Origin of the sequence: Sphingobacterium sp. UBA7855 (genome assembly GCA_002500745.1) — a bacterium.
In the GTDB taxonomy this organism is placed as follows: domain Bacteria; phylum Bacteroidota; class Bacteroidia; order Sphingobacteriales; family Sphingobacteriaceae; genus Sphingobacterium.
Genome location: DLST01000018.1, coordinates 266,332 through 283,736, shown reverse-complemented (window position 1 = coordinate 283,736; position 17,405 = coordinate 266,332). Strand labels below are relative to the sequence as shown.

Here is a 17,405-nt window from a genome sequence, read left to right as displayed (position 1 = left end):
TACTTCAACTTTTTTGATATTAAATAAGGAATGAAAATTATAAAATCTATTCTTGCGCTTCTTTTTTTTGCGCTATCGTATGTAAAGGCACAGCAAAAATTAGAAGATAAAGTTCATAGCTATGTTCAAGAGTTTAACAAAAATGATAACGAAGCAGTAATCAATAATATTTCGAATAAGGATGCCTATGACTGGATGATGGCTAATATTCCTTTGTTTGAATGTCCGGATAAGGACATCGAGCAAACTTATTATTTTCGATGGTGGTCTTACCGAAAACATATCAAATCTAGTCCGGAAGGCACCTTGGTGACCGAATTTATTGAGCCAGTAAAGCATGCTGGAAAATACAATTCAATCAGTTGTGCGCTCGGACACCATTTGTATGAAGGAAGGTGGATTCGTGACAATGCATTTCTAAAAGAATACGTCGACTTTTGGCTTTATCATGCAGACAAGAATCAATCGAAGCCAAGATTTCATCAATTCAGCTCGTGGCTACCTGATGCCTTATTAGCTTATTGTAAAGTTAATCCTGATAATCAATATCTACAAGACCGTCTATTGGATTTGGATTTGGATTTTGAAAAGTGGGAAAAAGAAAGAAAGACTAAAAATGGGCTCTTTTGGCAATTTGACGTCCAAGATGGTATGGAAGAGTCGGTGTCGGGTGGACGTAAGGTTCACAATATGCGTCCGTCAATCAATAGCTATATGTATGGAAACGCTGTAGCGATTGCGAAAATTGCCAAATTGGTGTCTAATCCAAAATTAGAGAGAAAATACAAGTCCTATGCACAGACTTTACGCCAATTGGTATTGGATTCCCTGTGGGACAACGAAGATCAGTTTTTTAAAACAAAGATGGAAAAAGGGGGGCTACACCCCACGCGGGAAGCAATCGGTTTTATCCCATGGTATTTCCATTTACCTCCGGATAGAACAGCTTATGGAAAAGCTTGGCTGCAGCTACCTGATACCGCAGGATTTAATGCAGCTTGGGGAACAACTACGGCTGAGCGGCGTGAACCGACATTTCGAACCCGTGGAACTGGACATAGCTGTGAATGGGATGGTGCAATTTGGCCTTTTACAAGTTCACAGACCATCAGGGGGATGGCTAATTATTTAAGCGATTATAAAAGGAATAAAGCAGTTGATGCAAACGATTTATACGAGCAGATCCATAAATATGCCAAATCCCATGTGATGAATGGTAAACCCTACATCGGTGAATATCAAGATGAGAAAACTGGCGAATGGTTGAAGGGAGATCATCCGAGAAGTAAGTTTTATAACCATTCTACCTTTGCGGATGTCATTATTCAGGATCTAATTGGAATAAAACCACAGACTAATCCTATTCTTGAGATAAAACCGTTGGTTTCGAAAGATCATTGGGACTACTTTTCACTCACCCAGTTAACGTATCACAATAAGAACATTGCTATTTACTGGGATGTCACTGGCGAGAAATATCATAAAGGTAAGGGGCTGACCATTTATGTGGACGGCGTAAAGTCAATGCAACAAAAGGATTTAAAAAATTGTAAGATTAACTTAAAATAATATGATCATAAAGAGCTATCGTCATGGAATAATAACTGTATTACTCTGTTTATTCATGTTGGGTTTGCAGGCACAAACTTGGCTCAACGTCATGGATTTTGGTGGTCGGAAGGACAGCACCGGAAGTAATACATTGGCTATCAAAAAAGCTATTACAGCAGCGTCCAATAGAGGCGGGGGTACGATTTATTTCCCAGCGGGGAAATACGTCACTGGCCCCATTCATCTTAAAAGTAATATTACGATTTATATCGATGCTGGAGCGGAGTTACATTTTAGCGATAATTTTGATGAGTATTTACCTATGGTTGAATCTCGTTGGGAAGGAACTGCTGTTACAAACTTTTCGCCATTATTTTACGGTAATAATCTAGAGAATATCAGTATCCAAGGACGCGGGCTCATTGACGGACACGGTAAAAAATGGTGGGGCTATTCGGAGGTTGAAGTTAAGAAGCAGACAGAAGATAGCAAATGGCAAAAAGAGTTTAAGCGCCTCAATAAAGATGTTTTGGCTCCGGACCTTCCGGGATGGATTGAGAGAGGATTTTTACGCCCGCCGTTTATACAGTTCTTAAACTGTAAAAATGTACAGATCAGAGATATTAAAATTCAAAATTCGCCGTTTTGGACAATTAATCCACAATATTGTGATAACGTTACCGTGGAAGGCGTTACAATAGATAACCCTCCTTCGCCTAATACAGATGGTATCAATCCAGAATCTTGCTCCAATGTTCGCATCGCCAATTGTCACATTAGTGTAGGGGACGATTGCATTACCATAAAATCCGGAAAGGATCGTTCGGGAAGGAAAATCAATATCCCTGCAGAGAATTATACCATTACAAACTGTACGATGCTTCGCGGACATGGTGGGGTAGTTATTGGGAGTGAAATGTCAGGTGGCGTGAAAAATATTGTTATTTCCAATTGTATTTTCGACGGAACAGATCGTGGTATACGTTTAAAAACCGCAAGAGGTAGAGGTGGGATTGTAGAAAATATTCAAGTCTCCAATATTGTCATGCGTGATATTCGAGATCAGGCTATTGTACTCGATATGGAATATGCTAAAAGTGAACCTGGGCCTGTTAGTGAACGTACGCCTAAATTCAGGAACATCTTTATCAACAATTTATCTGGTACAACAAATCGCATTGGGTATATGCGAGGCTTAGCAGAAATGCCAATTGAAAATGTCGTGTTTTCGGAGATTAACATGCAGGGAACCACAGGTTTTTCAGCGCTCAATGTGAATGGATTGACATTGACTAATGTCAACGTCGCGATCACAAAAGGTGCGCTATTATCCGTCAACAACGGTAAAGAACTGAATCTATTGAATATAAAAAACACCACACCGGTGGCTGAAAGATCGCTTATTGAGCTTGAAAATTGTAAATCAGTGAATGTGCAGAGTTGCTTTCCATTGTTAGGTACAGCACTCTTTTTGGATTTAGTCGGACCAGCAAATGAAGCTATCTATGTTCACGGTAATAATCTAGCTCGTGTAAAACAAATACTCCGTGGTAATTATAAAAATGGTCAGTTAACGTCAAATGTAAACCCTTTGGAAGCTAAATAATGCGTTTGTATCTGTATATTTTATTGTCCTTTTTGTCGATATGGCCCTTGGGCTCCGCTTTTGCACAAACACGTGTGTGGTTTGATCATCCTGCCAAACAGTGGGAGGAGGCGTTACCTATTGGCAATGGTCGAATCGGAGCCATGGTTTATGGGGGAGTCGAGGAGGAAGAATTGCAGTTTAATGAAGAGACATTATGGACAGATGGACCACGAAATTACAATAAAAAAGGCGCATCAAAGTATCTTCAAAATATACGGGAGTTACTTGATCAAGGACAACAGAGAGGTGCGGAATCTTTAGCGATGCGGGAATTTATGGGGCTTAAAAGTGAATCGGAAGATCCTAGTGCTTGGCTAAAAGAGATTGGACGCATTCGCGAGCAAAAGCATGGGCCTTTTGCGTTCGTTTTTGATGATAGTAAATGGCCAAGTATAGCGGTGCCGCATTATGAAGGTTGGGAGAATCAGGGGCTGGAGGGTTTGGATGGTGCCGTTTGGTTTCGTTATGAATTTCACCTTTCGAAAAATCAGCTGTCAGAGCTCTGGTCGTTGGATTTAAATAAAATCCGAACTAACGATTACACCTATATTAATGGTAAGCTCGTGGGTCAGTCGGTGGGAGATGATACCAGAAGATTGTATCAAATACCTAAAGAGCTACTGAAAGAAGGGAGGAATAGTATTGCAATTCAGGTAATCAATTTAGAAGGAAAAGGAGGTGTAGCTGGATATAAGGATACAAATCAGTCAATAGGATTAAAAAGTTCCACCGGAAAACTAATCTCCCTAAATGGAGCGTGGAAATACTTTATTCAAGATTCAAACAGTCCCAAAATAGGCAGTTATCAGGCATCCTATCAGCCTTTTGGTTCATTAAATTTAAAATTCGATCACAAAGGGGCCGAACGCTATAATCGCGTGCTTGATTTGAATAAAGGAGAAGTCCGGGTTAATTATGTTTTCAAGGGAGTACAATACACAAGAACCTATTTTGCGAGCCAGCCTAACAATTTTATCGGTGTACGACTGCAGGCTGATCAGAAGAAAAAAGTTAGTTTTAGACTTGCTCTAAAGACCAAACACCAGCGTGCCAAACTTGATCACATGATGGACTCATCCATCGGCATGGAAGTATGGGTCAAAAATGGTTCGATGCGAGGGACAGCCTTTGTCAAGCTCAAATTGAAAGGTGGTCGGGTATTTTATGAGGGTAATTATCTTGTTGTAAAACAGGTCGATGAGGTCCAGATTTATCTAACTGCATCAACCAATTTTAGATCTTATCGAGAACTGAACGACCAGTATGCTGCTAGTGCATTAGATAGATCCAAAAATTTATGGAAGTCGGACTTTGATAAATTGTATCAAATTCATCAAAAAGATTACCAGAATTTGTACTATCGTTTTGCAATAGAACTTGGCGATAGTAGCCAGCTCGATACTATTCCAACAGATAGAAGATTAAAAAGGGCGGTAATGCTGGATGATCCTGGACTGCTCGCGCTTTATGTGCAATACGCCCGCTATCTTCAAATTGCTGCTTCTCGACCAGGTAGCCAACCTATGAATCTTCAGGGCATTTGGAATTCATCCTTAGAGCCATCATGGGGGAGCAAATATACAACCAACATCAATCTGGAGATGAACTACTGGCCGACGGAAGCATTGAGTCTTTCTGAGCTGCAGCAACCCTTATTTCAGATGATTCGAGACCTTCACGTAGCGGGTGCAGAAACGGCCAAAGAATATTACGCCGCTCGGGGGTGGGTTTTACATCATAATACAGACATATGGCGGGGTACAGCTCCCATTAATAATTCCAACCATGGTATATGGCCCACAGGTGGAGCTTGGTTGGTGCGACATCTTTGGGAACATTATCTTTACACACAAGATTTACACTTTTTAAAAGAATATTATCCAATTATTAAGGATGCTACCTTATTTTTTAAGGATTTTCTTGTCAAGGACAAAGTAACGGGATGGTTGGTCAGCTCGCCTTCAAACTCCCCCGAGAATGGAGGTTTGGTTAAGGGACCTACCATGGATCATCAGATTATTCGCTCCTTATTTGATATTTTCAACCGAAGCTCCAAGATACTGGATAGCGATAGTCTTTTACGGGATTCGATTAGCGACATGCAGAATCAGATTGCACCTAACCAAATCGGGCAATATGGACAACTGCAGGAGTGGTTGGCAGATATGGACGATCCGCAAAATAAACATCGACATGTATCCCATTTGTGGGGTTTATTCCCGGGAAATGAAATCAATCTGATGGGTACACCACAGCTGGTTGAAGCTGCAAAGCGCTCGTTGGTGTTACGGGGAGATGAAGGGACAGGTTGGAGCTTAGCATGGAAAATTAATTTTTGGGCTAGATTAAAAGACGCGCAGCATGCTTATCGCATGGTAAAAATGCTATTGCGGCCGGCGGATAATGGAGGTGGTTCTTATCCAAACCTATTTGATGCCCATCCACCGTTTCAAATCGATGGAAATTTTGGTGGGGCATCGGGAATTGTGGAGATGTTACTTCAGAGCCATGTCGATGGGATTGAGCTATTACCTGCACTGCCTACTGAAATCGGCACCGGAAAAGTGAAGGGAATTAAAGCGCGAGGCGCATTTCAGATCAATATGGAATGGAAAGACAGTCAGTTGTTAGGGGTTACCGTTGAATCACTTTCAGGAGAAGACCTCCATTTGCGTTATCAGAACCATGAAGTAAAGATTCAAACAAAGAAAGGCAAATCTTATGCTTTTGGTAGGGAATTGATTTTAAAGAAATAATGAAGAACAGGTTGATGTTGATAAGAAGACTCTTTTGCTGTATATGTATCTCAGTGTTTGGGCTATTTTCTTTTGGTCAGAACGTTCGTAAAAAAGTAACATTGGATGCTGACTGGATGACGATAATGGATCAAAAAGATTCCGCGAGATATAATGGATTTCACCAGGCTTCTTTTAAGACAGACGATAACTGGCGGAAAGTCGATGTTCCTCATAATTGGGATAGCTACGAAGGTTATCGTAGATTGTTACATGGCAATTTACATGGTTACTCCTGGTATCGGAAAAATTTCTCGCTCAAACAGCAAAGAAAAAAGAATAGGTTCTATTTATTCTTCGAGGGAGTAGGTTCCTATGCTACAGTTTGGTTAAATGGTGTTCGGGTAGGATATCACGCGGGTGGAAGAACCACATTTACATTGGATGTTACTGATGCGATTAAGTTGGACGGGAGTCCTAATTTGCTAGCTGTTCGGGCAGACCATCCAGCTCATATCATGGATCTTCCTTGGGTGGATGGCGGATGTTCTACTGAGCGTGGATTTTCAGAAGGATCACAGCCTATGGGAGTTTTTCGACCTGTGAGTTTGTTAATTAAAAATGAAGTCTCTATTACGCCTTTTGGCGAGCATTACTGGAACGATGAGACTGCCGATCATCGAAAAGCGATCGTACATCAAGTTGTAGAAGTGAGTAATAAAAGTCAGAGAAATAAAGATGTGGAGATTGTAACCGAAGTGTTGGATCAAAAAGGGATATCAATTCTTCAATCTACATTGAAAGATCAGATAAAAGTAAACACAACAAAGGAAATTCGGCTGAAAGATCTGGTTTTGGCCAATCCACAATTATGGTCTGTGGATTCACCCTACCTATATCGCATAAAAATGCAGATCAAGATAGGTCGGAAGATCGTCGACGAAATAGAAACACCTTACGGAATTCGGTCTGTTCGCTGGTCAAAAGGTTTAAAGCCCTCTGGCGAAAGTCTCTTGGTTAATGGAAAGCCCATATTTATTAATGGCATTGCGGAGTATGAACATAAATTGGGACAATCACATGCCTTTGATGAGGAGGAGATTGATGCCCGGATTAGACAAATTAGAACGCTCGGATTCAATTCATTTCGTGATGCACATCAACCCCATAACCTGCGATATCAACACGCATGGGATCGTCATGGTATTTTATTGTGGACACAGCTTGCCGCCCATATCTGGTTTGACACACCGGCATTTCGAGAAAATTTCAAAAAATTGTTAACAGAATGGGTGCGAGAACGTAGAAATAGCCCTTCAGTAATTTTGTGGGGCCTTGAAAATGAGAGCACACTACCGGAAGATTTTGCACGGGAATGTACAGCACTAATTCGGAAATTAGATCCTACGGCGTCTATACAACGGCTGGTGACTACCTGCAATGGCGGTAGTGGTACCGATTGGGATGTTCCGCAAAATTGGACAGGCACTTACGGGGGAAATCAAAATACCTATGGAGAGGATCTTAAAAAGCAGCAGCTTGTAGGAGAGTACGGCGCTTGGAGGAGCTTGGGCTTACATGCCGAACCACCCTATCTTCCTAACGAAAATAACTACAACGAAGAGCGCTTTGTTGATATACTACAAACAAAAGTTCGTTTAGCAGACTCTGTTAAAACCAAAGCGATTGGTCATTATCTATGGCTTTGGAACTCACATGATAATCCGGGGCGTATTCAGGGGGGAGAAGGAAATCGTGATATTGACAGGATTGGACCGGTTAATTATAAAGGTTTATTAACCCCATGGGGAGAACCTACGGACGCTTATTACATGTATCTGTCGCATTATGGTAAAAAGAAGCATCCAATGGTTTATATCGCCATGCATTCTTGGCCAAATCGGTGGTTGGCCCCTGGAGTGAAAGACAACATTCGTATTTTTTCGAATTGTGAGGAAGTCGAACTTTTCAATGATATAGGATCCCTGTCACTTGGAAAAAAGCAACATCCTGGTTTTGGAAAGCATATTGAATTTGATGGTGTTGAGGTGAGGTATAATATATTGTACGCCGAGGGACGAATAGGAGGAAAGATCGTTAGCCGTGACACCGTTATACTACATAATTTTCCCGAAAGTCCACATTTTCGAGACTTTTCCGTAGGCTCATCCAAAATTCTAAAACCAGATCTTGGATATCATTATCTCTACCGTGTGAATTGCGGTGGCGATAATTATACAGATGAATACGGGGCAGAATGGAAAGCTGACCAACCGTATCGGTCTAAATTGGGCTGGGGCAGTAAATCTTGGGCAGATAGTTTTGAAGGGATGAACACTTATTTTGCCAGTCAACGCGTTATTTTTGATCCAATTAAAGGAACTGGAGACTGGCCTCTTTTTCAGAGCTTCCGCTATGGGCTGGATAAGTTGGGCTATCAATTTGACGTAACTAATGGAGATTACTTCGTCGAACTCTATTTTGCCGAGCCCTGGTATGGGAAGTTTTCATCCGGAAAAGGAGATCGTATTTTTGACATTGCTATTAATGGTCAAATTGTAGAACATAAGTTTGATATTTATAAAGAAGCAGGGTTCCAGCGTGCAGTCAGAAAAAGGTATACTGTGAGGGTTGCTGACGGAAAGATCGTTATCAATTTCCCACGTGTTTATGCTGGACAAGCAGTGTTACAAGCGATTTCCATCGCCACAAAGGAGCATATTCACCTAGTTTTAGAATCAAGCGGTCAAGATCATTATAATCTAGATTTAGCGCGTCAGCATATAAAACTCCATAGTTGGCTGGATATAGGCAGTGTATTGAAAAAGGATGGCGCTAGCGTAACATCGTTTTTTTCCTTGCCTCCATCCTTGTTTGGCTCAGATTATTTTGAGCTTGATAGCGATAGCACCTATCATCTACGTTTTAAAGAACCTACCACTGCTTTCTATCTAGGAAATGAGAAACCTGAAAATTTTGAAAGTACCAAAGACAGTGTGCAATTGAATACAGGAAAATATTTTGCCGTATTCCGTAAAGTGCTAAAGGCAGGCGAGGAAGTTTTGCTGAAAACTGATCGCGGCGGAGGTATTGTGGTTTTTCAGCAGCAGAGCGGGCTTCTTCCAGTGTATGACTTGAAAGAGGTCAAAAACTATAAAGCCTATCAGGCCCTTTGGCGGGAAGGGGTTTCCGAAATTGAGTTTGCCGGACAAAAGCGTTTGGTATTTAATACTAGTGAGAGTTATATCGCTTGGGAGTTTCAGGTCGGTGCAGCGGATGTGTATTCATTATCGGTGAAGTATCATAATCCATTTAAGGAAGTTCGTCGAGCTTACTATGAAGTTTTAGACAAAAATAAGCAGGTGTTGGTGTCTAAAACTCTTGTATCGTTGGAACCTACGCGTTCCGGAAAGTGGAATTATATCAATACTGATACAAAGACAATGATCAATGCTGGGACTTACTTTATTAAACTCTATGGTGTTGACTGTAAAGGTGTTATTGTAGATAGTCTAGAGGTCAAATAGCAAGTGGGTCAGGATAGTACATGACGGTTGCCGATGAAATTTTCAGTTATATTGAGCACTTAAAATTTTGTGTCGTTTTGACGTTTATTTTGAGCAATTATAACGGAAATAAAGTTAAGGGACTTTATTTAATATTTAATAACCAAAAAAGGGATAAACCATTTCATGCCTATGAAACGTTTTACATTATTCACAATTTTATTTTTGAGCGTGTCTATGACATTTGGTCAAACAGAAGACGCCTATTGGAAAACTATTACAGATCGGTCTGCAAAAATTGTAGCTAAACTAGCACTAGCAGATCAGGCCAAGCAAGAGAGAGCCGTTCACATTATTCGTGATCAATATTATCTTTTGAATGCCTGTTATTCGCTTCGCGATTTAAAAATCAAGGAGAATACGGATAAGAGTCTAAAAGAGCAGATCGCACAGGAGACGCTTCAGGAAACTACCAATTTAAATCAAGCTTTCGTAAACCGGTTAAAACAAGTTTTAACAGCGGCAGAAGTTGAAGCGGTTAAAAACGGCATGACCTATCATGTTTATCCGAACACCGTAAAGGCCTATCAAGATATGATTCCCGGTCTTTCAAAAGATGAAGTACAGATGATTGACAGTTTACTTTATGAAGCTCGAGATTTTGCCATGCAGGCCGAATCTTCGGAAAAAAAACACGCTTGGTTCGGTAAATACAAAGGCAAAATCAATAACTATTTAGCGTCTCACGGCTATAATTTGAAGGAGGAAGGTGACAACTGGGCCGCGAGACTCAAAAAAACAAACCAATAAACAAGGACCTAAATTATGAATTACTTTATATTTCCAAGAAAATCTTCTATTCGGTTGGCAAAGCTGCTCGCTATTGGAATAATGACAGGCGGAGCCGTTCCATGCTTCTCTTATGGTGCGAATTCAAGTGAACTCAATCTGCTTTTTTTTAAAAATATAACAGGAAAGGTGGTTGATCAAAATGGAAAACCGCTTGCAGGGGTAACGATATCCATTAAAGGATCAAAAACTGCGACTTCAACGGATGCAGATGGTACGTTTAGGCTAAATTTGCCAGTTGGAAATGAGATTTTGGTGCTCAATTTTGTTGGCTATAAAAGATTAGAAATACCAGTTGGAAACCAGAATGTGTTAAACATACGCATGGAGGCTGAAAGTCAGGAGCTCGAAGAGGTTGTGACAGTTGGTTATACCACACAAAAAAAAGCACATTTGACTGGATCGGTTGTGGCGATAAAAGCTGAAGAAATTGAAGATTTACCTTCGACGAATGTGGGTGCTGCGTTAGCGGGTCGTGTTACTGGACTAAGTGTAAGTGGAGGCAATACTCGACCTGGCACGAAAGCGTCTTTAACTATACGAAAACCTATGGGGCCAAGTAAAGATGGAGGGACAACAGATCCTCTATACGTTATTGATGGTATGGTTCAGGTAGATGGACAGAATCAACCTGATGCAACATTGTTCGGCAATTTAGATCCTTCTGAAATTGAGAGTATATCTTTTTTGAAAGATGGGGCAGCTGCAGTTTATGGTGTTAGAGGGGCAAATGGTGTTGTTTTGGTTACGACGAAAAGAGGAAAAGTAGGCACGCCAAAGATTAGCTATAACGGTTCATATGCCATTAACGATGAAGCTTATCGAACAAAAATGATGGATGCTTACCAATATGGTATGTATTTCAATATCATGAACGGGCCGAATGGAAGCAATAGTGACGCGACAAAGCCGGGCTTTGATAAATGGTTTTTTTCACAGGATGAGCTGGATTACTTTAAAAATCATTCCTACAACTGGCTGGATGATGCATGGAAATCGAGTTATTTGACCCGACATTCTTTGAATGTTTCGGGGGGAACTGATAAAGCAACCTATTTTGCGAATGTTGCATACAGCAAACAAGACGGAAATTTAGGCACGCTCGACTATGATCGTTGGAACTTTAGGGCAGGTAGCGATATTCAAGTAGCAAGTAACTTCAAAGTAGGGATACAAGTGTCTGGAAATACCGGAAACTTGCAGAAAACTTTTAACAAAATAGGCGGTGAGAATGATGACAACGATTATCGTAACTTATTGTTGGCCTCTCCTTATGTGCCGTCGTATGTTAATGGTTTGCCCGTTCGATTACCCGGGACATCAGGAGATCTATCAGCCTATCACTATTTTGAATTGCAAAAACTTGGTAATCTGGCAACGTCAGACACCCGGCAATTCAGTATCAACTTAAATGGGGAATATCGAGCACCATGGCTTGATGGATTGATCTTACGCGGATCTTACAATCGAAATTTAAAAAATGATAGAGGTACACAAATAGGTACAAAATATCAGACGTATACCTTTACAAGAGCAGGCGACAATGGGCATATCTATGATCTTGCTACAGATCCTAAAGCAGTTACTTTTAGTAATGGTAACAGAGTCTATTTTTCGAATGCGGCAGGTAGCAACTATCAGGTAAATTTTACCGCTACTTATGATAAACAATGGAAAAAGCATAATTTCTCTGGGTTATTTTCTGTTGAGAAAGCGGAGGCTAATAGTTCACAAGAAGATGTTTGGAAAGACGATCCTTTGGCAACAACGAATGGCCAATTTAACACCGCTTTTGGAGCGGTGAGCGGGCGTACGGCCGCTTATGAATCAGGAACACTAGGTTATGTGGGACGTTTGAACTATCGTTATGGTAATAAATATCTTGGAGAGATTTTGTTTCGTTCGGATGCGTCAACAAAATTTGCTCCGGAGAATTACTGGGGAAATTTTTACAATGTTTCTGCAGGTTGGGTGATCAGTGAAGAAAGCTTTTTCCATTCGAATGCGATTAATTATTTGAAGTTACGCTTGTCTCATGGTAAGCTCGGTAATGACCAGACTGCTGCCTGGGGATGGTTACAACGTTACACTTATCAGCAGGGAAAAGGTGGTGTCTTTGGTGAAAATAATAACTCCATTGATGCGAGTACTGGCTTAAAAATGGAAAAATCCCCGAATAGAAATGCGACTTGGGCCAATGAATATAAAAATAATATTGGAATTGATGCGCGGTTTCTAGATAGTCGATTATCCGCAACAATCGATGGCTACTACAACAAAGGTTATGATCTTCTGGTAATAAGAACAGGGAATATTCCTGTTTCAGTTGGGGGATCTGTAGCGGCGGAAAATTATGGCCGTAAAAATACCTTTGGCTATGAGTTTGAATTAGGTTGGCAAGATAAGGTTAATGAGGTTAACTATGGTATCAGCACACGTTTTTCTTGGTCTAATGATAAGGTTATCTTGGGAGATTTTAATGACATAGATATTCTATACCCTTGGAAAGCACGTCCGAATGGGCCATCTGACAACGGTGCTTGGGGATACGATTATTTAGGAATGTTTAAAACGCAGCAAGATATTGACAACTACGTAAGTCAATATAATATTAAACAAGTATTTGAAGAGACCGCTGATAAGCTAAGACCGGGTATGCTTTATTACCGCGATGTCCGTGGGGCACTCCAAGCGGATGGTACATTTGCGGGACCAGATGGAATCATTAACGAAAATGACCAAATACAATTAGCAAAAAATAATACAAACCATTACGCATTAGGGATGACTTTTAAAGCGGGTTATAAAGGCTTTAGCGCTGAGACGGTATTGACTGGAACCTTTGGTGGATATGCTGAAATTACTGAACGGAATAAACTGAATAACGATATTTCGCGTGTTTATACCAATCTTCCTGTCATTTGGGGAAATATCTACGATCCAGATCTTAATCCTACGGGTACAATGCCGAACCCACAATGGTCTGATATTTATAATAGAGTATCTAATTTTTGGTCAGTTCCAGCATTTCAGCTCCGTATGAGTAGTTTCAATGTAGGTTATAGATTACCTGAAAAACTGGTGAAATATCTAAAAGTAGCCAATGCTCGTGTGTATGCCAGCGCTATGAATCCATTAACTATTTATAATCCATTTAAATATAAGGATGGTAATGGAGCGGCTTGGGATACATATCCAAACTTGCGCACGTATTCTTTTGGTGTAAATGTAACATTATAACGTGAAAATAAACTGTTCAATACAAACTAAAGATAATTTGATTGAATGATCAGCTCCATCGAATGATGGAATAAAATTATATACAGATGAAAAAAATATCAATTTTCAATATAGCATTAGTATGCCTACTCTTGGCAAATCAAGCTTGTAAGGATAATTTTCTAGAGGAGAAAACGGACTTAGCTGCTGTCAAAGAGGATGATGTATTCAAAGATCCCATATTGGCGCGTGCGTATGTAGATTATGTTTACGGTTTGTTTTTGCCGCCAAATAATGCGCAAACATTTGTGGCGACGCAAGATGCGTCTGAAAATGGAGGGTATAGCAATACATTTACCCAAACGACAGATGAATTGGCGGGGGAAACGGATTATAACAAAAAATGGAATACGATCTCTTACATTAATAATCATGCTAATAAATATTTTGGTCAACGAATGTCAGCAAGCGTAGGAAATAACGTGTGGACCAGAATGAAGGAGATCAATGTTTTTTTAGAAAAAATCGATCAAGGAGGAGTTGACGAGGCAACGCGAAACCAAATGAAAGGTCAACTATATTTTTGGCGCGCATTTCAATATTTTCAATTGGTTCGGATGTATGGCGGTGTGCCTTTAGTGTTAAGTTCACAGACACCCGTTGTCGGAAATAATGAAGAGAATTCTGTTCAAAGGAGCAGCACTGCGGAATGCGTTGCTCAAATTGTAAAGGATTTAGATCTGGCAAAGAGTCTTTTGCCAGGAAAATGGGATGCCGCAAATTGGGGCCGTATCACAAGTGGGGCAGCAGCAGCATTAAAAGGACGCGTTTTGTTAACCTATGCTAGTCCGCAATTTAATCCAAACGATTCTCGTGAGAGGTGGCAAGCTGCATATACTGCCAATTTGGAGGCGAAAAACTTGCTGGAGCAAAATGGCTTTGGTTTGTTTCAGAATGGTGGTACAGCAAATGGCAAATCTTGGGCTGACATGTTTTTGACTGAAGGCAGTGCAAATTCGGAAGCGGTAATAGTCTATGGATTTAATAATCTAACCTCAACAAGCGGGGCTGTTAAAAATAATGGATGGGAACAAGTGGTTAGACCTCGTGCACTCTCTGGTTCTGGGTCTATTTCCCCTACTAAACAAATGCTGGATGCATTTCCAATGTTAGACGGGAAAAGTATAGATGATCCATCATCTACTTATAGTTATGATAAACGAAAGTTCTATAAAAATAGGGATCCACGATTTTCAAAGACATTTGTATTTAACGGTGCGCTTTTCCCATATGCGAGTGGTAGCGAATATCGCCAGTGGACTTATTATTGGAAAAATAAAAAGGGAGCGTATGTGTCTACAGAAACCCAAGGTGCCAATGCCAGCGGTATATATTTGAAAAAGGGTTCTGATCCAAAAGCTTCTGGAATATCGAATGGCGGAGCAGGGTTCCAACAAAGTGGAACTGATTTTATTGAATTACGCTTTGCGGAAGTGATATTGAATTTAGCTGAATCGGCTATTGGTTCAGATAAATTAACAGAAGGACTTGCGGGAATTATTGAGATTCGTAAACGTGCTGGGCTTGAAAATAAGGATGGATCTTATGGTTTAAGCGCTGCAATAGGAAATAGAAATAAGTTATTTGGGGCTGTGATTAATGAGCGTAGATTAGAGTTCGCTTACGAGGGAAAACGATTCTACGATTTAAGGAGATGGAAGCTTTTCGAGGCAGACTCTCCTACTGCGCAAAGAATCGGAGTGAAACCATTGAATGGAACAAGGCGTACAGGCTTATTTATTACTGTAAAAAATAGTGGTGCGGAATACGTTGGTGATCTAGATCCGCTATTAAGGGACAGTAAAAGCGGCGTGCCGGTAATAGAGCGTCAGCCCTCTTCGTATCCTTCTGGAATCACGAATCAAGATGAATATTTGGATTATTTATACGACAATTACTTTAATATTGCAGAAAAAGACGATTTGGATCCCACAAATGGATCATGGACTTTCTCCTGGTATCCACAATATTACTTCTTCGGACTCAATCAGACAATTTTGTCTACCTCTCCCTATTTACAGCAAACTTTGGGTTGGGATAGCATGAATGGTTCCGGATCTTTCGATCCTTTAAAATAGTTTCCCACGTACAGAATATCAAAGCAATGTATGCGTATTGTGACATACATTGCTTTTAATAAATGTACAGTTGACATATATTTGAAATAGAAATTATAAATCCTACTAACTAGATAAACATGTTACATAAAATAACGCTGACAGCATTGTTGAGCCTTTTCACATGCATTGCCTTTTGTCAATATCCCAAAATACCAGAAGACGTTAAGAAGTCTACAGATGACCTAATGAAAAAAGCATATGAGCAATCTGACGAAGCGTGGCAAAAAGCTTTACCTGTCATAGAAGAATATGCAAAGCTGGGTAAACCTTATATTCCTTGGGCGGGGCGGCCTGATGATCTTCCACAAGCTAAGATTTTGGCTTTCCCGGAAGCGGAAGGTGGTGGTAAATTTACTTTTGGTGGTCGTGGCGGTCAGGTATATGTGGTGACTAGCTTAGAAGATAATGGTCCTGGTTCATTGCGGGAGGCCTGTGAAAAAGGTGGTCCTCGCATTATCGTATTTAACGTTTCTGGTATCATCCGCCTAAAAACGCCATTGATTATTCGTGCGCCGTATGTGACTATCGCCGGACAATCTGCCCCAGGTGATGGTGTCTGTGTGGCCGGTGAATCTGTTTGGATCAATACACACGATGTCTTGATCCGACATATGAGATTTAGACGGGGCGAAACTTACGTTGGCCGTCGGGATGACGCTATCGGTGGTAATCCTGTCGGAAATATTATGATCGACCACGTTTCAGCAAGCTGGGGCTTGGACGAAAATATGTCCATGTACCGCCACATGTATAATGATAGTACTGGAAAAGCAGAAGAAAAACGTGGTACTGTAAATATTACCATCCAAAATTCTATTTTCTCTGAAGCATTAGATACATGGAACCATGCATTTGGTAGTACTTTAGGTGGTGAGAATTGCACATTCATGCGCAATCTTTGGGCAAATAATGCGGCTCGTAACCCATCTATTGGTTGGAATGGTCTGTTCAATTTCTACAATAATGTTGTGTACAATTGGGTGCACCGCTCAATTGATGGTGGTGATTACCAAGCGACATACAATATTGTCAACAATTACTTTAAACCAGGACCAGCGACACCTTTAAATCAGCCTGTAAGTTACCGCATCTTGAAACCTGAATCGGGTAGAAGTAAATTGCCTTATGTGGTATTCGGCCGGGCGCATGTCAAAGGTAATATTGTTGAAGGAAACGAGAAAGTAACGGCTAACAACTGGGATGGTGGTGTGCAACTGGAAAATAAAAAAGGGGATGCGATGACTTATGCTGAAGCTCAGCCTTATTTCGCTGCAATGAGCGTTAAGGAACCATTCCCACATGCTAGTTTCCCTGTAATGACTGCGCAGGAGACCTATGGTTATGTACTTGATCACGCAGGTGCGACCTTACCAAAAAGAGATCCTGTCGATACACGTGTTATAGGTGATGTGAAAAATGGTAAACCGGTGAAGTTATTAAGCAACGTGAAGCTGCCTGAAAAAGATTTTGAGCATAGACGATTACCAAAAGACTCCTATAAGATTGGCATTATTACGGATATTTCCCAAGTAGGCGGTTATCCCGTCTACAAAGGTACACCATATAAGGATTCGGACAATGATGGTATTCCAGATGCGGTAGAAAAAGAAATGGGATTGAACCCAAATGATCCGAGTGATTCAGCGAAGATTACAGCATCAGGTTATGCGAATATCGAAATCTATCTGAATAAATTAGCTACTAAATAAAGCTATGA

At 40.6% G+C, this 17,405-nt stretch carries 8 protein-coding genes; all 8 read left to right on the top strand.

The genetic code is table 11. From position 1 onward, the window contains the following. Positions 1–30 precede the first annotated feature (30 nt). The 8 genes from B2107_RS17460 (at position 31) to B2107_RS17425 (ending at position 17,397) form a co-directional block, all read left to right on the top strand. Complete coding sequence (locus B2107_RS17460) at positions 31–1,569, top strand: MGH1-like glycoside hydrolase domain-containing protein (protein WP_293956985.1); 1,539 nt, start codon at positions 31–33, stop codon at positions 1,567–1,569. Between the two features lies 1 nt (position 1,570). Beyond that, positions 1,571–3,157, top strand: coding sequence for a glycoside hydrolase family 28 protein (locus B2107_RS17455; protein ID WP_293956984.1), 1,587 nt, complete (start codon positions 1,571–1,573; stop codon positions 3,155–3,157). Then, positions 3,157–5,955, top strand: a complete 2,799-nt coding sequence (locus B2107_RS17450) for a glycosyl hydrolase family 95 catalytic domain-containing protein (protein WP_293956982.1) — start codon at positions 3,157–3,159, stop codon at positions 5,953–5,955. Before B2107_RS17455 ends, B2107_RS17450 begins: the two co-directional genes overlap by 1 nt. Positions 5,956–6,008: 53 nt before the next feature. Next, on the top strand, positions 6,009–9,461 hold the full coding sequence (locus B2107_RS17445) for a malectin domain-containing carbohydrate-binding protein (protein ID WP_293956981.1): 3,453 nt from the start codon (positions 6,009–6,011) through the stop codon (positions 9,459–9,461). Positions 9,462–9,677: 216 nt separating this feature from the next. Continuing rightward, complete coding sequence (locus tag B2107_RS17440) at positions 9,678–10,250, top strand: DUF3826 domain-containing protein (RefSeq protein ID WP_293956980.1); 573 nt, start codon at positions 9,678–9,680, stop codon at positions 10,248–10,250. 15 nt (positions 10,251–10,265) lie between these two features. After that, on the top strand, positions 10,266–13,529 hold the full coding sequence (locus tag B2107_RS17435) for a SusC/RagA family TonB-linked outer membrane protein (RefSeq protein WP_293956979.1): 3,264 nt from the start codon (positions 10,266–10,268) through the stop codon (positions 13,527–13,529). An 86-nt stretch (positions 13,530–13,615) separates the two neighbouring features. Further along, positions 13,616–15,646, top strand: a complete 2,031-nt coding sequence (locus B2107_RS17430; RefSeq protein ID WP_293956977.1) for a RagB/SusD family nutrient uptake outer membrane protein — start codon at positions 13,616–13,618, stop codon at positions 15,644–15,646. Positions 15,647–15,765: 119 nt separating this feature from the next. Then, entirely contained in the window at positions 15,766–17,397 is a 1,632-nt protein-coding gene (locus B2107_RS17425; protein ID WP_293956976.1) for a polysaccharide lyase, read from the top strand. The last annotated feature ends 8 nt before the right edge of the window (positions 17,398–17,405 follow it).

Bases quoted from the DNA above. Each gene is read 5' to 3' on its own strand.
- B2107_RS17460 (WP_293956985.1), top strand. From the start codon at position 31: ATGAAAATTATAAAATCTATTCTTGCGCTTCTTTTTTTTGCGCTATCG.
- B2107_RS17455 (WP_293956984.1), top strand. From the start codon at position 1,571: ATGATCATAAAGAGCTATCGTCATGGAATAATAACTGTATTACTCTGT.
- B2107_RS17450 (WP_293956982.1), top strand. From the start codon at position 3,157: ATGCGTTTGTATCTGTATATTTTATTGTCCTTTTTGTCGATATGGCCC.
- B2107_RS17440 (WP_293956980.1), top strand. From the start codon at position 9,678: ATGACATTTGGTCAAACAGAAGACGCCTATTGGAAAACTATTACAGAT.
- B2107_RS17435 (WP_293956979.1), top strand. From the start codon at position 10,266: ATGAATTACTTTATATTTCCAAGAAAATCTTCTATTCGGTTGGCAAAG.
- B2107_RS17430 (WP_293956977.1), top strand. From the start codon at position 13,616: ATGAAAAAAATATCAATTTTCAATATAGCATTAGTATGCCTACTCTTG.
- B2107_RS17425 (WP_293956976.1), top strand. From the start codon at position 15,766: ATGTTACATAAAATAACGCTGACAGCATTGTTGAGCCTTTTCACATGC.